This is a genomic window from Streptomyces hyaluromycini, assembly GCF_002217755.1.
GTDB classification, from domain to species: domain Bacteria; phylum Actinomycetota; class Actinomycetes; order Streptomycetales; family Streptomycetaceae; genus Streptomyces; species Streptomyces hyaluromycini.
Map to the genome: position 1 here is coordinate 84,201 of NZ_BCFL01000020.1, position 19,826 is coordinate 104,026.

The window sequence follows — 19,826 nt, forward strand, 5'->3', positions numbered from 1 at the left end:
GGAGGGGCTCTCGTTCTCCGGAAGATTCAGCCACTCGACCTTCCCTGTGAGAGATCGGTCATCGGCCACACGTGCGGCGGTCACAGCAGGAACAGGCGTGCCGCGTTGTCGTGGCACACCGCCCGCAGCCACTCCTCACCGAGCTCCAGCCTCTCCAGGGCATGGAGCTGGTGCACGTAGGGGTACGGGATGTTGGGGAAGTCGGAGCCGAGCAGGACACGGTCGCCGAGGGCGGCGATGCGGGGCAGGGCCCGCGGCGGGAACGGCATGAACCGCTCGGTGAAGTCGGTGAACGCCATCGTGGTGTCCAGCCGCACCTCCTCGTAGCGCCCGGCGAGGCCGAGGAACTCCTCGTACTCGGGCATCCCCATGTGCGCGACGATCAGCCGCAGTCTCGGATGCCGCGCCAGTACCCGCGCGATCGGACCGGGGCCGGTGTGCTTGCCGGGGGCCGGGCCGGAGCCGCAGTGGATCACCACGGGAATCCCGGCGTCGGCCAGCAGCCCCCAGGTCCGGTCGAGGAGTTCGTCGGCCGGGTCGTACCCGCCCACCTGCACATGTGCCTTGAACACCCGGGCGCCCGCTTCGACGGCCGCACGGACGTACGTCTCGACGCCGGGCTCGGGGAAGAGGGTCGCCGTGTGCAGGCAGTCGGAGGTGCGCCGGGCGAAGTCGGCGGCCCATGTGTTCAGCCAGGCCGCCATGCCCGGCTTGTGCTGGTAGAGCATCGCGGTGAAGGACCGGACGCCGAACTCCCTGAGGAGGACGGTGCGTTCGGCCTCCTCCTTCCGGTAGGTGATGGGCCACTCGAGGTCGCCGATCAGCGGTCCGTTCGTGTCGAAGTAGTTCCAGACCTTGTGCAGGACCCGCTCCGGCATGAAGTGGGTGTGGACGTCGATCAGTCCGGGGAGACCGAGCCGCTCCCGGAATCGGCGGATCTCGCCGGACTCCTGGTGGGGGCCCGCGTCGGGCACGGCCTCCTGCCCGCCGGTGGCACCACCCGGCACCGGCGACCCCGCGGCGCGGGACGGACCCTGGGAGGCGCCGTGGGCAGGGGCGGGGGCGGCGGGTGCCGTGCGGTGATCGTTCATACCGGCCACGATCGTTGCCGGTGAGCGACGAGTCCAGTCCCTGTCGGTCCGCGGTGCGGGGAAGCGTCGTACCGCCGGGCGGCGAACACGCCCGCGCGACGGCGAGGAGGGCGGCACCCCGGTGCGGGGGCCGCCCTCCTGGCACGTCGGGCCGGTGCGGTCTCAGGACAGGTAGCGCTCCACCTGGGACGCCGGGCGGACGGTCGCCTCACCGGGGTCCTGGCCCGCCGCGACCCTGGCGCGGCGCTGGCGGAGCAGGTCCCAGCACTGGTCGAGTTCCGTCTCCAGGCGGGCCAGGCGGGCGTGCTCGGTCGTCCCGTCCATCTCCTGCTGCGCCAGGCGATCACGCAGGTCCTTCTCCTGGCTGATCATTTCGGCGATGCGGCCGAGGATCTGCTTCTCGGCCTCGGCCTCTGGTCCTGTCATGACTGCCTCATTCCGGACGACGGAGTGGATCACGGCTGCGACGGGGCGTTCGCCGGTGCCTCCGCGCCCGCCTCCGTCCCACCACCTTCCCACCTTCTCCCACCCGGCCCCCGACCGCATCGGTCGGGCGACCGAACCCCGGTGGCGGTCAGGTGCCCGGAGCCCTGGCCCGGCAGCTCCCGGCAGGCCGGGAGAGCGGTCGCCGCGGGCCTTGCCCCGGTGTGTTCCTCGCAGGTCGTGGCCGTCGCGGGTGTCCGGGACCGGTTCGGCGGGCCGGCACCCGCGCAATGGTGACGGAGCGTCAAGTTCCTTTGTGTGATGTGGAATTCAGGTGGGACGACTGGCGCTGCACGCATTCCGGCGGGTAAGTCATGGCTCTGTCACCATCGGCAACTCCTGCCACAGCGAAGGGATACCCCGTGCGTCTGCGCTCCTTGCGCGTCCTGTGCTGTTCCGCCGTCCTCGCCCTGTCGGCGCCCGTGTTCCTCCCGGGCACCGCGTCGGCCGCGGTCCCGACGGCCTCGGTCTACCTCCAGAACTACGTCACCGGCCTCAACGCCGCCGACAGCGGCGGCACCGTGGCCGCGCACAACCCCAAGGGCAACGAGGACCACCAGCAGTGGACCGCCGTCGCGGTCAGCGGTGGCTACCAGCTCCAGAACGCCGACGAGTCCGGCACCTGCCTGGGACGCAGCGGCACCGCCGTGGTCACCGCCGGCTGCGGGGCGGACGGCACCACCTGGACGATCACCGCGGGCGCCGGCAGCACCTACTCCGTCAGCGTCCCCGGCACCTCCCAGTACCTCACCGGCTCGTCCTCCGACTCCGCCGCCGTACAGGTCGGCTCCTCCGGCGACCTCGCCCGCTGGTACCTCACCCCGGTCTCCTACGCGACCACGGCGATACCCTCCGCCGACACCCGCACCCTCGACCAGGTCACCTTCCTGACCGCGCACAACGCCTTCGCCAACGGCTCGGACGGCAACTTCGCGTCCTTCCCGGTCAGCCTGTTCCCCAACCAGAACTACGGCATCAGCCGGCAGCTGTCCGACGGGGTGCGCGGTTTCATGCTCGACGACTACACGGTCTCCGGCCAGGCCGTGCTCTGCCACAACAGCTGCGACGGCGTCAGCAGCCCGGTCCCGCTCGCCACCGACGTCCAGCGCATCGTCGACTTCCTCAAGGCCAACCCCGGCCAGTTCGCCACCGTCTTCCTGGAGGACTACGTCTCCTCCGACGTGCTGAAGTCGTCCCTCGCCACCGTCAACGGCCTGTCCGACGTGCTGTACCGGCCCGACCAGGAGGGCGTGGCCACCAAGGGCTGGCCCACCATGGCCGATCTCGCGGCCCGCGGCAAGCAGTTGCTGATCTTCAGCGACCGGACCCGGGCGAGCGACACCGCCAACGGCTGGACCACCCGGGACACGTTCGGGGTGATGTACCAGCGCGAGTGGACCGTGGAGAACTACTGGTCCATGGGCGCCGGGCTCGGTGGCTCCGACTGGTCCTGCTACAGCCGCTGGGGCACCGACAGACCGCTCACCACGGACTCGTCCGCCTTCCACCCGCTGTTCGTGATGAACCACTTCCGGGACTATCCCATCGCTGGCACCGCCGCCACCGACAACGGCAAGATCCTCAACCGGGCGCAGAACTTCTGCACTCCCGCCGCCCGGAAGAAGCCCAACTACGTGGCCGTGGACCGCTACGACACCGGGTCGCCCACCCCGCTGACCACGGTGGGCTCCCTGAACACGTACATCCTCACGCCGGGTCAGTGAGCGGCGGCCGGCCGGGGCGGCGGGCGGGCCGCCGCCCCGGCCGGCGAGGGGTATGGAACCGGTTCGCCGACGGGATCCGGCGCGGGAGTCGGCAGACCGAGCGGGGCCACGCCCGGTCCGGCCCTGAGCATCGGCGGCCTGGCCGCACGCGTCCTGGCCTGCGGGAGGGACAACGGGGTGGGGACCGGGATGCCGCCGTGCCGGGCGGGTGGCCCGGCGGCTTGGCCCCGGTTCGATGGGCTGGCGGCTCAGCCGCGGTTCGGTTCGGTCAGGTCCGGTGCGGTTGCGGGTGCGGGTGCGGCGGTCTGCCCCGGCTCCGCCGTGACCTTGCCGGTGACCACCTTCGAGGGGCGGTTGCCGCGGTCCAGGAGGCCGCCGGTGACGGCCAGTCCCAGGCCGGCCGCCGCGAGGACCGCGCCGACCAGGTTGGGCGCGGCCCAGCCCCAGCCCGCCGAGATGACCAGGCCGCCTAGCCAGGCCCCGGCCGCGTTGGCCATGTTGAAGGCGGAGTGGTTGGAGGCCGCCGCCATCGTGGGGGCGTCCTTCGCGTTGATCATCAGCAGCATCTGGACGGGCGTGGTGATGAGCGCGCCCATCGCACCGATGAAGGTGACCGTCACCAGGGCCGGGACCGTGCTGTGGACGGTGAAGTAGAACGTCACCAGTGCGGCCCCCAGCAGGATGATCCCGGCGTACAGCGTCGGGCGCAGGGCGCGGTCGGTGAGGGGTCCTGCGAGCAGGGTGCCGAGGGTCATGCCGACGCCGTAGAGGGCGAGGACCCAGGTGGTCGAGGCGTCGGAGATGCCCGTCAGGTGCGTGAGCATGGGGACGAGATAGCTGTAGACGGCGAAGAAGCCGCCGAACCCGACGACGGCGGTGGCCAGGCCGATGAAGACCTGCAGGTTGCCCATCGCCCGCAGTTCCCGCCGGATGCCCGCCTGCGGTCCGCGCGGCTGGTGGGGCACGAGCAGGGCGAGCGCGAGGAGCGCGACGAGGCCGATGACGGCGACCGCGCAGTAGGCGTACCGCCAGCCGAGATGCTGGCCGAGGGCGGTGCCGGCGGGGACGCCGACGATGTTCGCGATGGTGAGGCCGAGGAAGATCCGGGAGACGGCGCGGGCCGCGCGGTCGGCGGGCACCAGCCGGGAGGCGACGACCGCGCCCACGCCGAACAGGGCGCCGTGCGGCAGTCCGGCCAGGAAGCGGGCGGCGAACAGCAGGCCGAAGTTCGGGGCGAGGGCGGACGCCGTGTTGCCCACGACGAACAGCCCGGTCAGCAGGAGCAGCAGCCGCTTGTGGGGTACGCGCGCGCCGATGCCGGTCAGCACGGGGGCGCCGACGACGACGCCGAGGGCGTAGGCCGAGACGAGGTTGCCGGCATGCGGCACCGACACCCCGACGCGGTCGGCGATCTGGGGCAGCAGGCCCATGGTGGCGAACTCGGTGGTGCCGATACCGAACGTGACGACGGCAAGGGCCAGCAGAGCCAGAGGCATGATGAGCGGGGGAACCTTTCGGGGACGGCGGGTTCGGGGAGGGGAAAGCGGAACGGGTCCGAAAGGTGGTTCCACCCCCCGTGGCCGGCCGCACCGAGCGCCCTTGCCCAGTCCACCCCGGCAACGTTGCAGCGGGACGCGGCGAGCGCGCATTCCTGGATCGGCTCGCCCAGCGGGGTGAGCTGCGTCACTCGGAGGTCACGCCGGCAGAAGCTATTGCTGTGCGGTGGCCTGACGGCACTGCGCGCACAGTCCCCACCAGGTGATCTCGGCCTCGTCGACGGCGAAGCCCTTGTCCTCGTCGGGGGTGAGGCACGGCGCCGCGCCGACGCTGCAGTCGACGTCCTCGATCAGACCGCACCGGCGGCAGACGAGATGGTGGTGGTTGTCGCCGACCCGCAGCTCGTACCGGGCGGGCGAACCGGCGGGCTCGATACAGCGGACGAGGTGGGCCTTCGTCAGATCTTCCAGCACGTTGTAGAGGCCCTGCCGGGAGAGTCCGCCGGTCTCGGCCCGGTCCGTGCCGATACGTGCTTCGAGATCGGCCGCCGTGGAGTGCGGATGACCCTGCAGCGCGGTCAGCACGGCCCTGCGCTGGGCCGTGCTGCGCAGTCCCTTGCGCTTGAGCAGGTCGCCCGCGGTCTGCTCCATGGTCATTTCGCTCTCCTACGGCATACCGACCGTTCCGCCCTGTGAGTGCACGATACAACCAGAGTTGACTCGGTCAGTTCTAGGAAGCCTCCGCCGTACGGCATGCGCCGCAGACCAGGCGCCGGGACGGAAGGACGCTCGTCATGGGGATCACCCCGATGGGACGCTGGACGGTGGTCTGCAGGACCCGCGAGTGATCGGCGCAGGTGAAGAGGCCGCAGCGGGTACAGGCGCCGATCCCGTTGGCGTCGTGACGCCCCGCCTGGGCGCAGTCGTAACAGTGCATGTCGCTTCCCGATGAGAGGGCCCACTCGCCTGTGCGGTGGGGGTGCGTGATGGCCGTGCGCCGACGGGGTCTCGCCACCTCGGCACACATCGAACATAACCCCCTAGTTTTGACAGAGTCAAGTTTAGAGAGCAGGTCGGGACCCCTGGACCGGCGGGAGTTGTTCACCTATTGTCTAGACATGTCTGGACAGGTTCACAAGCACCATCGCATCGCCCGTGTACTCGCCGACGAGATCCGCGCCGGGGTCCATGCCGACGGCAGCCGGCTCCCCGGGGAGCACGCGCTCAGAGAGCGGTTCGGCGTCAGCCGCACCACCCTTCGGCAGGCCCTGCAGGTTCTCGGCGAGGAGGGCCTCATCGCCACCCACGCGGGCATCGGCTCGTTCGTCACCTTCGACGGGACCCCGCTCGACAACCGCCTGGGCTGGGCCCGGGCGCTGGCCGCGCAGGGCTCCGAGCTGACGACGGAGATTCTCCGCTTCGAGGAGGTCGCCGATCCGGAGCTGGCCGCCCGGCTCGCGCTCGCGTCCGACGCGTTCATCGCCCTGGACCGGGTCCGGCGGCTGCCCGACGGGCGGGGCGTGTCGCTGGAGCGCAGCAGGGTGCCGGTCACGGAGGGGCTGGCCGGGCTACCGGAGCGCGGGCTCGACGGCGGTTCGCTGAGCCGGGCGCTGATCGCGGCGGGCCGGGTCAGCGACTCCGGCGAGGGTGTCGTCTCGGTACGCGGGCTGGAGGAGGCCGAGGCCGCCGTACTGCACCGCTCCCCCGGCGAGTCCTTCCTCCGCCTCGACCAGGTGTACCGGGCCGCCGACGGCTCGGTGGTCGAGCAGGTCGGCAGTCTGCTCGATCCCGCCCGCTTCGAACTGCACGTCCGCTCGGGCAACGGAGGCCGCTCGTGACCGACCGACTCGACCGCGCCCTGGGCGCCTTCTACGGACTCGCCCTCGGTGACGCCCTCGGGATGCCCACGCAGGTGATGTCCAGGCAGGACGTCGTGCGGGTGTACGGCGCCGTCACCGGCTTCGAGGCCGCACGCCCCGACAACCCGGTCAGCGCGGGCATGCCCGCCGGCTCGGTCACCGACGACACCGACCAGGCCGTCATCGTCGGCCGGCTCCTCGTGGCGGGGCACGGCCGGATCGATCCGCTGCGGCTGGCCCGCGAACTGCTCGACTGGGAGAAGGAGATGAAGGCCAAGGGGTCCTTCGACCTCCTCGGCCCGTCCACCAAGGCCGCGCTGGACGCGGTGGCCCGCGGTGTCCCGCCGCGGGAGGCGGGCCGCAACGGTACGACGAACGGCGCCGCGATGCGCGTCACCCCGGTGGGGATCGCCTTCGCCGCCGACCCGCTCGACGCGTTCGTCGACCGTGTCGTGGAGTCGTGCCAGGTCACCCACGACACGACCATCGGCATCGCCGGTGCGGCCGCCGTGGCCGCGGCCGTCAGCACCGGAGTCGGCGGCGGCTCACTCGATGACGCCGTCGCCGCCGCCGTGTCCGCCGCCCGTGCCGGTGCGCGGCGCGGGCACTGGATCGCCGGGGCGGACATCGCCGCCCGGATCGAGTGGGCCCGGGAGTTGGTGCGGGGCCGCACCGAGGCCGAGGCCCTGGACCGTGTCGTGGCGCTCGTCGGCACCAGCGTGGCGAGCCAGGAGTCGGTGCCCGCCGCCTTCGCCGTGCTCGCGCTGGCGGACGGCGATCCGTGGCGGACCGCGCTGCTCGCCGCCAACCTCGGCGGGGACAGCGACACCATCGGGGCCATCGCCGGCGCCGTCGCCGGCTCGGTCGCCGGGCTCCGCGCGCTGCCCGCCAAGGCCGTCCGCACGCTGCGCACCGTCAACTCCCCGAGGCCACCCTGACCGCGGCCGACGTGGCCGCGGTCCGGGACCGGCTGCGTCCCGACGACCTCGTCCAGCTCTCCGGCTACGGACTGGCCCTGCCGGGCAACGGCCCGCTGCTGTCCGGCCTCACCGCCGCGCTGCCCGCGGGCAGCGTCCTCTGTCTCGATCCGGGGCCGCTGGTCGCCGACATCCCCGAGAGCGTCCTCGCGCCCGTCCTGGCCCGCACCGACTGGCTCAGCACCAACGCACGCGAGGCCCGCATCATGACCGGGCACGCGGATCCCGGTACCGCGGCGGCGGCGCTCGGGCAGCGGGTGGCGTCCGGGGCGGGGGTGCTCGTACGGGCCGACAAGGACGGCTGCTGGCTGGCCGCCCCCGGTGAACCGCCCGTGCACGTACCGGGTTTCCCGGTCACCGCCGTGGACAGCAACGGCGCGGGCGACGCGCATGTCGGTGCGTTCCTCGCCCTGCTCGGCCAGGGGCTCGATCCGCTGACGGCCTCGCGCGGCGCGAACGCGGCGGCGGCCTGTGCGGTGACCCGGCGCGGCCCGGCCACCGCGCCCGACCGGACGGAACTGGCCGCGTTCCTGGCCGGCGACCCGCTCGCCGAACGGCTCGCCTGAGGCACTCACGGGTCTCGACGACCGCCGGTCACGAAAGACGACCGCCGGTCACGAAACCGGGAAGAGAGTGTCGCCGCCGCGTCGTTGAACGCCAAGCCGCGGTCGGTGTGTCACCGGCCGACGGCTCGTCGGCCGAGGCTTGTCCCAGCGAGGAAGAGCGGTGATCACGCGATGCAGGCGGTGCGGTTCCACGCGTACGGCGGGATCGATGTGCTGCGGGTGGAGGAGGTCGAGCGGCCGGTGCCCGGGCCCGGGCAGGTGCTGGTCGAGGTCCGCGCGGCCGGGATCCAGCCCGGTGAGGCGATGATCCGCGAGGGGGCCCGGCACGGACGCTGGCCCGCGACGTTCCCCTCCGGGCAGGGCAGCGATCTGGCGGGTGTGGTGGTGGAAGCCGGCCCCGAGGTGCGCGGCTTCGCGGTGGGCGACGAGGTCCTCGGTTTCACCCATCGCAGGGCGAGCCACGCGGAGTACGTCGTGGCCGACGACGTGAACCTGGTGACCCGCCCGGAGGGACTGCCCTGGGAGGTGGCCGGATCCCTCTACGTGGCCGGCACCACCGCGTACGCGACGGTGTTCGCGGTGGACCCCCGGCCGGACGAGACCGTCGTGGTGTCCGGCGCGGCCGGCGGCGTGGGGTCGCTCGCCGTACAGCTCGCGCGGCGGCGCGGTGCCACCGTCATCGGGCTGGCGAGCGGGCGGAACCACGCCTGGCTGGCGGACCACGGCATCGTCCCGGTGGCCTACGGGGAGGGCGCGGCCGAAGGGATCCGGAAGGCCGCCGGCGGCAAGGACGTCGACGCGTTCATCGACACCTTCGGCGACGGCTACGTGGACCTGGCCGTGGACCTCGGCGTACGGCCCGAACGGATCAACACGATCCGCGACTGGCAGGCCGCGGCCAGGGTCGGCGCACGGACCTACGGGGAGGGCTCGGCCGCGAGCGCGGTCGTGGTCGGTGAACTCGCGCGGCTCGCCGCACGGGGCGGGCTGGACGTCCCGATCGCCCGCGTCTACCCGCTGGAACGGGTACGGGACGCGTTCCGTGAGCTGGAGCAGGGGCACGCCCAGGGCAAGATCGTGCTCCGGCCGCAGCCCCGCTCCGGACCACCGGCCGGGGCGCTCCGGGGCTGAGCGGGCGGGGCACAGCAGGCATGCTGGAACCATGGTGCTCGCCGTGCTCTTCGCCGTCATGGGTGCCGTCAGCAATGCGGCGGGCACGGCCTTCCAGCGCAAGGCCGCGTCCACCGTGCCCGGCCGCAGCGGGCTGCGCCTGCTGCTGGTGCTGGTACGGCGGCCCGCCTGGGCCATCGGCATCGCCGGGGTGACGGGGGCCGCGGTCTTCCAGGCGCTCGCCCTGGTCAACGGACCGATGGCGCTCGTCCAGCCCCTGTTCATGCTGGAGCTGCCGTTCGCGCTGCTGATCGCCGTACCGCTGATGCATCGCCGGCCGAGCCCGGAGGGGTGGCGGACCATCGCGGTGGTGGTGGCAGGCCTGGCCCTGCTGCTCGCCGCGGCGGCCCCGTCCGGCGGGCGCCAGCAGGCGTCCATGCAGCGCTGGATCCCGGTTCTCGCCCTCACCCTGGGCGCCATCGCCGTCGCGGTGCTGCTCGTACGGTCGTCCTCGTCGCCGCTGTTCCGCGCGGCGGCCCTGGCCACGGGAGCCGCGATCGGCAACGCGCTGACCGCCGCCCTCATGAAGTCGGCCACCGGCCGCCTCGCCGACGGGGGCCTGACCGCGTTCCTCACCACCTGGCAGACCTACGGCTTCGCGCTCACCGGGATCGCGGCGCTGCTGCTCCTGGAGAACGCGCTGCAGGCCGGTCCGCTCGTCGCCTCCCAGCCCGCGCTGACGATCGGCGACGCGGCGGTGAGCCTGCTGCTGGGCGTCTCCCTGTTCGACGAGTCGGTCCGCACCGGGTGGTGGCTGCTGCCCGAGGTGATCGGCGCCGGGCTGATCCTGTGGGGCGTGACCCGGCTGACCCGGGTGGTCCCGCACCTCGTCGACGTCATGCGCTGAAGGGGCCGCGGTGCCGACACCGTCCGGCTCGCGGCAGTTCAGTGGCTGTTACACGGGCCGCTGTCCGTCGCGCCGGCGGCCGGTGAGATGATCACAGGGTGGGGCTGGAAGAACTCGTTCGGCGCCGGACGCGCCGACCCGTCACGCCGTGATCCGGCGTCCCTGACCACCGAGTAGACCTTCCAGGCCCCCGGAAGGGGAAACACCGTGTCCGTGTTCCAGCGCATCCTGGTCGCCGTCGATCCCAGCCCCGCCCGCCGCAACGCCGTGCGGCTGGCCGGCGAGCTGGCGCAGCTGACGAACGCCGAGGTCCGCGTCATACACGTCATCGCCTCCGCCGCCTCCGTCGCCGCGGTCGTGCCCCTGGAGGAGGACTCCGAGGCCCAGGCCGTCCTCGACGAGGCGCTGACGGCGCTGCGCGACCAGGGCGTCAAGGCCGAAGGGACCCTCGTGCGGGGGCTCACCACGCAGGTCGCGACCGCCATCGCGGAGACCGCCCAGGAGTTCGCGGCCGATCTCATCGTCCTGAGCCCCCACCACCGCAGCTCAGTCGAGGCGCTGTTCGACCCGCGGGTCAGCGACGCCGTGGCGCACCACACGAACACGGCGATCCTGCTGGCCCCGGAGGGCCAGGACGAGGACTGACCGTTCTCCGGCCCACGCCGGCCGGTGCCCCGGGGCCCGCTGCGGATTCGTCGTCCGCGGCGGGCCCCGGGGATTTCAGGCCGTGGCGCTGCGGAGGGCGCCACGCTAGCGGCGCCGCCAGGGCAGCGCCTCCTGTTCGTCGCTGTCGGCGTCCATACGCTGCAGGGCGGCGTTGACGGCCTCGCCGATCGCGGCGAACTGGGTCACCTGCTCGGGGGTGAGGGCGTCGAAGACGGCCCGGCGGACCGCCTCGACATGCCCGGGGGCCGCGCGCTCCAGGAGGCTCATGCCGGCCGGGGTGAGGACGGCGTGCTGGTTGCGGCGGTTGACGGGGTCCTCGCGGCGGTCGACGTAGCCGGCCTCCTGGAGCCGGGTCACCGCATGGGTGAGGCGGCTTCGGGTGATCTTCAGTCGTTCGGCCAGCTCGGACATGGTCAGGCTGTGATCCTTGACCGAGGAGAGGTTGGCCAGCAGGGTGTAGTCGGCGTGGGTCATCCCCACGTCGCGCCGCAGCTGGCGGTTCAGGTGGTCGGACAGGTGGGTGGAGAACTGGACGTAGGCGAGCCACGCCCGTCGTTCCTCGGGGTTCAGCCAGCGTGGCGTGGTGGTCATGGCCACAGCTTAACGATATATGTTTGAATATTCAAACCTCTGTGGGCGGGCCGGCCCGAGGGGCGGGGACCGGATCCCCGCCCCTCGGGCCGGCCCGCCTCAGCCGCCGATGTACTGCGCGAGGTGCTCGGCGGTGAGCGTCGAGCGAGCGGCCACCAGGTCGGCCGGGGTCCCCTCGAAGACGATCCGGCCGCCGTCGTGGCCGGCGCCGGGGCCGAGGTCGATGATCCAGTCGGCGTGGGCCATGACCGCCTGGTGGTGCTCCACGACGACGACCGACTTGCCGGAGTCGACCAGCCGGTCCAGCAGGCCGAGGAGCTGCTCGACGTCGGCGAGGTGCAGGCCCGCGGTCGGCTCGTCGAGGACGTAGACGCCGCCCTTGTCGGCCATGTGCGTTGCCAGTTTGAGGCGCTGGCGCTCGCCGCCGGACAGGGTGGTGAGCGGCTGGCCGATGGTGAGGTAGCCGAGGCCGACGTCCTTGAGCCGCTGGAGGATGCGGTGGGCGGCCGGGGTGTGCGCCTCGCCCACCGCGAAGAACTCCTCGGCCTCGGTCACCGGCATCGCCAGCACCTCGCTGATGTCACGGCCGCCGAGGTGGTAGTCGAGGACCGACGCCTCGAACCGCTTCCCGTCGCACTCCTCGCAGGTGGTGGCGACGCCCGCCATCATCGCCAGGTCGGTGTAGATCACGCCGGCGCCGTTGCAGGTGGGGCAGGCCCCCTCGGAGTTGGAGCTGAACAGGGTGGGCTTGACGCCGTTCTGCTTGGCGAAGGCCTTGCGGATCGGGTCGAGCAGTCCGGTGTACGTCGCCGGGTTGCTGCGCCGGGAGCCGCGGATGGCGCCCTGGTCGACGGAGACCACCCCGGCACCGGCCGGGATCGAGCCGTGCACCAGGGAGCTCTTGCCGGAGCCCGCGACACCGGTCACGACGGCCAGGACCCCGAGCGGGATGTCGACGTCGACGCCCTGCAGGTTGTGGGTGGACGCGCCGCGGATCTCCAGCGTGCCGGTGGGCTTGCGGACCGTGTCCTTGAGGGCGGCCCGGTCGTCGAAGTGCCGGCCGGTGATGGTGCCGCCGGTCCGCAGGGCCTCCACGGTGCCCTGGAAGCAGACCGTGCCGCCGCCCGCCCCGGCACCGGGGCCGAGGTCGACGACGTGGTCGGCGATCGCGATGACCTCCGGCTTGTGCTCCACGACGAGCACCGTGTTGCCCTTGTCCCGCAGTCGCAGCAGCAGGCCGTTCATCCGCTGGATGTCGTGCGGGTGCAGACCGGTGGTGGGCTCGTCGAAGACGTAGGTGACGTCGGTGAGCGAGGAGCCGAGGTGGCGGATCATCTTGGTGCGCTGCGCCTCGCCGCCGGACAGGGTGCCGGCCGGCCGGTCGAGCGAGAGATAGCCGAGGCCGATCTCCACGAACGACTCCAGGGTGTGCCGGAGCGTGTCGAGGAGGGGGGCGACCGAAGGCTCGTCGACGCCCCTGACCCATGCGGCAAGGTCGCTGATCTGCATCGCGCAGGCGTCGGCGATGCTGATCCCGTCGATCTTCGAGGAGCGGGCGCCCTCGCTGAGCCGGGTGCCGTCGCAGTCGGGGCAGGTGGCGAAGGTGACCGCCCGCTCCACGAACTCGCGGATGTGCGGCTGCATCGACTCCTTGTCCTTGGAGAGCATCGACTTCTGGATGCGCGGGATCAGACCCTCGTAGGTCATGTTGATGCCCGCGATCTTCATCCGGGTCGGCTCCCGGTACAGGAAGTCCTGCAGCTCCTTCTTGGTGAACTTGCTGACCGGCTTGTCCGGGTCGAAGAAGCCCGACTCGATGTAGAGGCGGGAGTTCCAGCCGCCGCCCTTGTAGCCGGGGACGGTGATCGCACCCTCGTTGAGGGACAGGGTCTCGTCGTAGAGCTGGGCCAGGTCGAGGTCGGTGACGGCGCCCCGGCCCTCGCAGCGCGGGCACATGCCGCCGGTGATGCTGAAGCTGCGCCGCTCCTTCACCTTCTGCCCGGCGCGTTCGACGGTGACGGCGCCCGCCCCGCTGATGGAGGCGATGTTGAAGGAGAACGCCTTGGGCGAGCCGATGTGCGGCTTGCCCAGACGGCTGAAGAGGATGCGCAGCAGGGCGTTGGCGTCGGTGGCGGTGCCGACGGTGGAGCGGGGGTCGCCGCCCATCCGCTGCTGGTCGACGATGATCGCGGTGGTCAGTCCTTCGAGGACGTCGACCTCGGGGCGGGCCAGGTTGGGCATGAAGCCCTGGACGAAGGCGGGATAGGTCTCGTTGATCAGGCGCTGCGACTCGGCGGCGATGGTGTCGAACACCAGCGAGCTCTTGCCCGAGCCGGAGACGCCGGTGAAGACCGTCAGCCGGCGCTTCGGGATCTCGATGCTGACGTCCTTGAGGTTGTTCTCCCGCGCGCCGTGCACGCGAATCAGGCCGTGGCTGTCGGCCACGTGCGGCGCGGACGTGGTCGTTTCGGTCTCTCTGGCCATGCTCAAACCCGTCTCCGTCTGCTGCGCGGGGTCTCGGTCGACGGCCGCCACGCTAGCCGGGGAGGAACAGTAACGCTTCTCCATTCCTGACCGGCCCTGTCGCCCGCACGGTCACGGACGGTCCCCCAGGTGCTCGGCGGCGCTCGGCTACGAAGATTTTGCGTTCTCGCGGTGTGCCCATGAACCGGCCCCCACCTGCACCGAGTCCGCTATGTCCGCGCGTACGCCGCACAGGTAACGGTGAGTTCACCCGGCTTCTCTTCCTCGGCAGTCTACGCGCGTGGTGTCATGCCCACGCTCACCCACCCCCCACGTGAGCGTCTATCCGACTAGGAGTCACGCACATGCTGTCGAAGCTTCTCGTTCGCGCGGGGGTCGCCCTGGCGGCCAGCGCGGCGGTGGTCGCCACCGCGGTCCCCGCGAACGCCGCGAGCTACACCGCGTTCGCCTTCTCGCTCAGCAGCAGCGAGCCGACGATCTACGACTTCATCAACTCGGCCACCAGCTCGCTCGACATGACGATGTACGAGCTGGAGGACACCACGGCCGTCAACGACCTCATAGCCCTCGAGAACAAGGGCGTCACCGTGCGGGTCGTCCTGGACCAGGCGCACAAGAGCGCCAACAACTCCGCCTACACCTCCCTCACGAACGCGGGTGTGGGCGTGGCGTGGTCATCGACCAGCTTCGTCTACACGCACCAGAAGACCATCACGGTCGACGCCACCAAGTCGCTCGTCCTGACGGGCAACCTGACCTCCCAGTACTACTCGACCGGCCGGGACTACGGCGTCTTCACCGACGACACCCGTGACGTCGCGGCGATCGAGAAGGTCTTCAACGCCGACTACGCCGGCACCTCCGTCACCCCCACCGACGGCGACCACCTGCTCTGGTCCCCCACCGACTCGCGCAGCCGCCTGCTGACCGTGATCAACGCCGCCACCAAGACGCTCGACGTCGAGGAGCTGGAGTTCAGCGACAGCACGGTGGTCAACGCCATCGTCGCCAGAGCCAAGGCCGGCGTGAAGGTACGGGTCGTCCTGGAGACGCCGGGCGACTACTCCAGCGAGGTCTCCGCGGTCAAGGCCGCCGGCGGCACGGTCGTCGGCTACTCCGACCCCAACGGCTTCTACATCCACGCCAAGGCCATGGTCGCCGACTACGGCCTGTCCACCCAGGAGGTGGAGGCCGGCTCCATGAACATCAGCAGCAACTCCCTCTCCAACAACCGTGAGCTGGGCATCATCCTCACGGGCACCGGGGTGGCGCAGTCGGTGGCCACGACCGTCGAGACCACGTTCAACAGCGACTACTCGGGCGGCACCGCCGCGTAGTTCCGGGTTTCCGGGCCCGCCCCGGCCGCGCTTCGGCCCGGCCGGGGCGGGTGCCGTCCCCGCCCCGTCACCCGCCGGCAGGGCGCGCCGCCGGGCGTGCCACCCGCGCCGCGTACGTCGGCCACGTGGCCGTAATCTTGCGCACGTGAACGCCGAGACGGTCCCGGAACCCCTGGACGCCCCGCAGCCCCGACCGCAGTCGCTCCTGCTCGCCTTCTTCGGCAACCACGTGCTGGAGCAGGGGCCGCTGGCCGTCTATTCGGGCAGCATCATCACGGTCCTCGGCCGGGCGGGCGTCGGCGAGCAGGCCGTACGCTCCACGCTCACCCGCATGGTCAACCGGAACCTGCTGCAGCGGCAACGGCAGGGCCGCAGGATGTACTTCGGCCTGACGCCCCTCGCCACCCAGATCCTGCACGACGGCCGGCGCCGGGTCTGGGACACGGGCGCCGTCAACGACGACTGGGACGGCTCCTGGACCCTGCTCGGCTTCTCACTGCCGGAGTCCTGGCAGCGCCAGCGCCACGATCTGCGCTCCCAGCTCGGCTGGTCCGGCTTCGGGCCGCTCTACAGCGGGCTGTGGATCGCGCCCGGCCGGGTGGACGTCTCCGCGGTGGTCGCCGAACTCGGGCTCTCCGCCCACGTGAAGATCTTCCACGCGCTGGCCGACGAGGCGACGGACATCGACCTCATGATCCGCGACACCTGGGACCTGGGGTCGATCGCGGCCCGGTACGAGGACTTCCGCGCCCGCTGGGAGGCGTGGCGGGCCGGCCCCGACGACGACGCCGTCGTCACCCGGCTGCGGCTGGTCAGCGAGTGGCTGGGCATCATCCGCACCGATCCGCGGCTGCCCGTGCGGCACCTGCCCGCCGGCTGGCCGGCCCACGAGGCGGAGACGACGTTCCACCGCGTCGCTGCCGAGACCGATGCCCCGGCCCGCCGGATGGCCGCGGCGCTGCTGGAGACCACGCCCCTGTGAGCCGCCGCGCACGGTCGACCGCCTTGCCGGGCCGACCGCCGCGCGGCCTGCGCAGAATGCCTGGTCAGCCCAGATCATCGGGCGATCTATGCTGCTTGGGGCAGGAGGTTCGCCAGTCCGTCCGAGGACCGAAGGAGAGGGTGCCCGTGTACGGCGACGCTCTCTGTCCGGCATCCGCACCGTGTCCGTCTCTCCCGAGGAAGCCCCGTTGAACTTCTGGTCGATCTATGAGCACGGCTTCGCGCGCGTCGCCTCGTGCACGGGCCACACCGTCATCGCCGACCCGCGCGCCAACGCCGAGGCGGTCCTGCGGCAGGCCCGCCGCTGTGCCGAGGAGGGCGTCGCGGTGGCGGTCTTCCCGGAACTCGGCCTGACCGGTTACTCGATCGAGGACCTGCTGCTCCAGGACGCGGTGCTCGACCAGGTCGAGGAGGCCCTCGCGACGGTGGCGGCCGGTTCGGCCGGCCTGCTGCCGGTCCTCGTCGTGGGCGCCCCGCTGCGCCACCGCAACCGGGTGTACAACTGCGCGGTGTTCGTGCACCGCGGCCGGATCCTCGGGGTCGCGCCCAAGTCGTACCCGCCGAACTACCGGGAGTTCTACGAGCGGCGCCAGATCGCCGCGGGCGACGACGAGCGGGGCGGCACCGTCCGGATCGGCGGCGAGAGCGTGCCGTTCGGGGTGGACCTGCTGTTCGAGGCGGAGGACATTCCCGGGCTCGTGCTGCACGCCGAGATCTGCGAGGACATGTGGGTGCCGGTACCGCCCAGCGCGGAGGCGGCGCTGGCCGGGGCGACCGTGCTGGTCAACCTCTCGGGCAGCCCGATCACGGTCGGCCGCGCGGAGGACCGCAAGCTGCTGTGCCGCTCCGCGTCGCAGCGCTGTCTCGCCGCGTACGTCTACGCGGCGGCCGGTCTCGGCGAGTCGTCGACGGACCTGTCCTGGGACGGCCAGACCATGATCTACGAGAACGGCGCGCTGCTGGCCGAGACGGACCGGTTCCCGCTGGACGACCAGTACGCGGTCGCCGACGTGGACCTGGACCTGCTGCGGCAGGAGCGGGCCCGGATGGGTTCGTTCGACGACAACCGCCGTACCCACGCGGCACGCACGGGCGGCTTCCGGACCGTCCCCTTCCGCCTTGACCCGCCGACGGCCGACCTCGGGCTGCGCCGCCGCGTCGAGCGCTTCCCCTTCGTCCCGGCCGACCCGCAGCGGCTCGCCCAGGACTGCTACGAGGCGTACAACATCCAGGTCGCCGCGCTCCAGCAGCGGCTGGCGGCGATCGGCGGCCCGAAGGTGGTCATCGGGGTGTCCGGCGGCCTCGACTCCACGCACGCGCTGATCGTCGCCGCCCGTGCCATGGACCGCGCGGGCCGCCCGCGCAGCGACATCCTGGCCTTCACCCTGCCGGGCTTCGCGACCGGCGAGCACACCAAGGGCAACGCCCACCGCCTGATGAACTCGCTCGGCGTGACCGCGGCCGAGCTGGACATCACGCCGACCGCGCGTCTGATGCTGCAGGAGATGGGCCACCCGTTCGCCGCCGGCGAGCCGGTCTACGACGTGACCTTCGAGAACGTGCAGGCCGGTCTGCGCACCGACTACCTGTTCCGGCTGGCCAACCAGCGCGGCGGCATCGTCCTCGGCACCGGTGACCTGTCGGAGCTGGCGCTGGGCTGGTCGACGTACGGCGTCGGCGACCAGATGAGTCACTACAACGTCAACTCCGGGGTGCCGAAGACGCTGATCCAGCACCTGATCCGCTGGGTCATCAGCAGCGAGCAGTTCGACGCGGAGACCGGCGAGACCCTGGCCGCGATCCTCGACACGGAGATCAGCCCGGAGCTGGTGCCGGGCGAGGAACTGCAGTCCACCGAGTCCAAGATCGGCCCGTACGCACTGCACGACTTCACCCTCTACCAGGTGCTGCGGCACGGGTTCCGGCCGTCGAAGATCGCCTTCCTGGCCTGGCACGCCTGGCACGACCGGAGCGCGGGCGCCTGGCCGCCCGGCTTCCCCGAGGCCGATCGCAAGGCGTACGACCTGGCGGAGATCCGGCACTGGCTGGACTACTTCTGCCGCCGGTTCTTCGCCTTCGCCCAGTTCAAGCGCTCGGCGATGCCGAACGGGCCGAAGGTCTCGGCGGGTGGTTCGCTCTCCCCGCGCGGCGACTGGCGTGCTCCGTCGGACAGTTCGGCGAAGGCCTGGCTGCACGACCTGGCCCGCGTCCCGGAGTAGCCGCCCGCCCGCGAAGAGCCCCGCCCCTGACGGGTCAGGGGCGGGGCTCTTCGCATGGATCGCGGGTGCGCCGTCAGTCGTCGGCCGGCCGCATGATGAGGCAGGTGGTGGTCGCGTGGGCGATCAGTTTCCCGCGCTCGTCCAGCACCTTGCCCTCGGCCGTGGCGGTGGAGCGGCCGACGTGGATGACGTTCCCCTCGGCGGTGAGGGTCTGGCCTTCGGTGTGGGCGGCGCGGATGTAGTTGACCTTGAGTTCCAGGGTGGTGTAGCCGACGCCGGCCGGCAGGGTGGTGTGTACGGCGCAGCCCATCACGGAGTCGAGGAGGGTGGCCCCGATGCCGCCGTGGACGATGCCGAGGGGGTTGGCGAAGTCGGGGCGGGTGTCCAGCGAGATGACCATGCGGCCGTGCTCCACCTCGTCGAAGCGCATGCCGAGCAGCCGGCCGATCGAAGGCGTCCCGGTGTCGGTCGGCCGCGTGGACTGTATCCAGCGCATCAGTTCGAGACCGGACAGGGCGGCGAGGTCGGTGGTGGACACGGGTGGCTCCTCGGTGTGCTGGTCGTGGTGCGGGGCGCGCCGCCGTCCGGGCAGCGGGCCGCGGTGGTCGTCACTGGTCGTGGAAGGCATGGGTGAGCAGTTCACGCATTTCGGCGGCGGCCGCGTCCAGCGGTGCGGTGGTCCGTCCGGCGCGGCTCATGATCACGGCGCCTTCGAGGGCGGCGATGACGAAGGCCGCCAGCCGGGTGCTGCGCGGCTGCGGAAGGCCGTGCCGGTGGAAGTGCGCGGCCAGCGCCTCCTGCCAGCGGGCGAAGACGGCGGCGGCGGACCGGGCGAGCTGGGGTGCCTCGTCGTTGGTCTCCGCGGCCACGGCCACGATCGGGCAGCCGACACGGTAGCCGCTCTCCGCCAGCCGCTCCCGCCACAGCGCGAAGAAGGAGTCGACCGCGTCCAGGGGGTCCTCGGCTTCCATGGCGGCGTCGATCCGCCTCAGCATGTGGTCGCCGGACCGGGTCACCGCCTCCTCTACCAGCTGGGCACGCCCGCCGGGAAAGTGGTGGTAGACGGAGCCGCGGGGCGCGCCGGTGCGGGCGAGGACCCGGTCGATGCTGGTGGCGCCGGCGCCGTACTCACGCAGCAGCTCCGAGGCACCGCGGAGCATCCGTTCCCGGCTGTCGCTCCTGCGCGGGCTCATGCGACCACCGCCCTTCCCTCGGAGACACATCACGTCCTTACGTGTGAGTAACATATGGTGTGTGCCATAGAACATGCAAGAACCACCGACCGGCAACCGGCATCCGGTTGGCGGCCGGCGC

At 71.9% G+C, this 19,826-nt stretch carries 19 protein-coding genes; 10 read left to right on the plus strand and 9 right to left on the minus strand.

Annotated features, from left to right (window positions below; translation table 11 throughout):
- Positions 1 to 80 precede the first annotated feature (80 nt).
- Positions 81 to 1,091 carry an amidohydrolase family protein gene (locus tag SSP29_RS22185; protein WP_089102504.1) on the minus strand — a complete coding sequence of 337 codons (1,011 nt, stop codon included), beginning with the start codon at positions 1,089 to 1,091 and terminating at the stop codon, positions 81 to 83.
- A 162-nt stretch (positions 1,092 to 1,253) separates the two neighbouring features.
- Entirely contained in the window at positions 1,254 to 1,517 is a 264-nt protein-coding gene (locus SSP29_RS22190) for a DUF2630 family protein (protein WP_089102505.1), read from the minus strand.
- A 425-nt stretch (positions 1,518 to 1,942) separates the two neighbouring features.
- On the opposite strand from SSP29_RS22190, the gene SSP29_RS22195 reads away from it, so the two are divergent.
- Entirely contained in the window at positions 1,943 to 3,298 is a 1,356-nt protein-coding gene (locus SSP29_RS22195; RefSeq protein ID WP_245883189.1) for a phosphoinositide-specific phospholipase C-related protein, read from the plus strand.
- A 248-nt stretch (positions 3,299 to 3,546) separates the two neighbouring features.
- Here SSP29_RS22195 and SSP29_RS22200 read toward each other — a convergent pair whose 3' ends face one another.
- The 3 genes from SSP29_RS22200 to SSP29_RS61255 form a co-directional block, all read right to left on the minus strand.
- Entirely contained in the window at positions 3,547 to 4,794 is a 1,248-nt protein-coding gene (locus SSP29_RS22200) for an MFS transporter (protein ID WP_089102506.1), read from the minus strand.
- A gap of 213 nt (positions 4,795 to 5,007) precedes the next feature.
- A complete protein-coding gene (locus SSP29_RS22205; protein ID WP_089102882.1) occupies positions 5,008 to 5,445 on the minus strand; it encodes a Fur family transcriptional regulator in 438 nt (145 codons plus the stop codon).
- Between the two features lie 79 nt (positions 5,446 to 5,524).
- The gene (locus tag SSP29_RS61255; protein ID WP_089102507.1) at positions 5,525 to 5,821 is read right to left on the minus strand and encodes a DUF2180 family protein; all 297 of its coding nucleotides are present in this window, start codon (positions 5,819 to 5,821) and stop codon (positions 5,525 to 5,527) included.
- Between the two features lie 91 nt (positions 5,822 to 5,912).
- Between SSP29_RS61255 and SSP29_RS22215 the strand changes: the two genes are divergently transcribed.
- The 6 genes from SSP29_RS22215 (at position 5,913) to SSP29_RS22240 (ending at position 10,858) form a co-directional block, all read left to right on the plus strand.
- Positions 5,913 to 6,632: a GntR family transcriptional regulator gene (locus tag SSP29_RS22215; protein WP_089102508.1), complete on the plus strand. Its 720-nt coding sequence runs from the start codon at positions 5,913 to 5,915 to the stop codon at positions 6,630 to 6,632.
- A complete protein-coding gene (locus SSP29_RS22220) occupies positions 6,629 to 7,591 on the plus strand; it encodes an ADP-ribosylglycohydrolase family protein (RefSeq protein ID WP_089102509.1) in 963 nt (320 codons plus the stop codon). The genes SSP29_RS22215 and SSP29_RS22220 overlap by 4 nt, the downstream gene beginning before the upstream one ends.
- A gap of 11 nt (positions 7,592 to 7,602) precedes the next feature.
- Positions 7,603 to 8,196: a PfkB family carbohydrate kinase gene (locus SSP29_RS22225; protein WP_368669249.1), complete on the plus strand. Its 594-nt coding sequence runs from the start codon at positions 7,603 to 7,605 to the stop codon at positions 8,194 to 8,196.
- Between the two features lie 171 nt (positions 8,197 to 8,367).
- The gene (locus SSP29_RS22230; RefSeq protein WP_089102510.1) at positions 8,368 to 9,327 is read left to right on the plus strand and encodes an NADP-dependent oxidoreductase; all 960 of its coding nucleotides are present in this window, start codon (positions 8,368 to 8,370) and stop codon (positions 9,325 to 9,327) included.
- Between the two features lie 31 nt (positions 9,328 to 9,358).
- Positions 9,359 to 10,213 carry a DMT family transporter gene (locus SSP29_RS22235; RefSeq protein WP_089102511.1) on the plus strand — a complete coding sequence of 285 codons (855 nt, stop codon included), beginning with the start codon at positions 9,359 to 9,361 and terminating at the stop codon, positions 10,211 to 10,213.
- Between the two features lie 207 nt (positions 10,214 to 10,420).
- A complete protein-coding gene (locus SSP29_RS22240; RefSeq protein ID WP_150134672.1) occupies positions 10,421 to 10,858 on the plus strand; it encodes a universal stress protein in 438 nt (145 codons plus the stop codon).
- Positions 10,859 to 10,963: 105 nt separating this feature from the next.
- Here SSP29_RS22240 and SSP29_RS22245 read toward each other — a convergent pair whose 3' ends face one another.
- The gene (locus SSP29_RS22245; protein WP_089102512.1) at positions 10,964 to 11,470 is read right to left on the minus strand and encodes a MarR family winged helix-turn-helix transcriptional regulator; all 507 of its coding nucleotides are present in this window, start codon (positions 11,468 to 11,470) and stop codon (positions 10,964 to 10,966) included.
- 99 nt (positions 11,471 to 11,569) lie between these two features.
- Positions 11,570 to 13,954: an ATP-binding cassette domain-containing protein gene (locus tag SSP29_RS22250; protein WP_089102885.1), complete on the minus strand. Its 2,385-nt coding sequence runs from the start codon at positions 13,952 to 13,954 to the stop codon at positions 11,570 to 11,572.
- 344 nt (positions 13,955 to 14,298) lie between these two features.
- On the opposite strand from SSP29_RS22250, the gene SSP29_RS22255 reads away from it, so the two are divergent.
- From SSP29_RS22255 to SSP29_RS22265, 3 genes are all read left to right on the plus strand, one after another.
- Positions 14,299 to 15,291 (plus strand): phospholipase D-like domain-containing protein, encoded by a 993-nt coding sequence (locus SSP29_RS22255; protein WP_089102513.1) that lies wholly within the window; start codon positions 14,299 to 14,301, stop codon positions 15,289 to 15,291.
- Between the two features lie 145 nt (positions 15,292 to 15,436).
- A complete protein-coding gene (locus tag SSP29_RS22260) occupies positions 15,437 to 16,273 on the plus strand; it encodes a PaaX family transcriptional regulator (protein WP_089102514.1) in 837 nt (278 codons plus the stop codon).
- A gap of 208 nt (positions 16,274 to 16,481) precedes the next feature.
- On the plus strand, positions 16,482 to 18,512 hold the full coding sequence (locus tag SSP29_RS22265) for an NAD(+) synthase (protein ID WP_089102515.1): 2,031 nt from the start codon (positions 16,482 to 16,484) through the stop codon (positions 18,510 to 18,512).
- A 73-nt stretch (positions 18,513 to 18,585) separates the two neighbouring features.
- Here the strand turns inward: SSP29_RS22265 and SSP29_RS22270 are convergent, their stop codons facing one another.
- Positions 18,586 to 19,050 (minus strand): PaaI family thioesterase, encoded by a 465-nt coding sequence (locus tag SSP29_RS22270; protein ID WP_089102886.1) that lies wholly within the window; start codon positions 19,048 to 19,050, stop codon positions 18,586 to 18,588.
- A gap of 70 nt (positions 19,051 to 19,120) precedes the next feature.
- Positions 19,121 to 19,705: a TetR/AcrR family transcriptional regulator gene (locus SSP29_RS56120; RefSeq protein WP_245883170.1), complete on the minus strand. Its 585-nt coding sequence runs from the start codon at positions 19,703 to 19,705 to the stop codon at positions 19,121 to 19,123.
- Positions 19,706 to 19,826 lie beyond the last annotated feature (121 nt).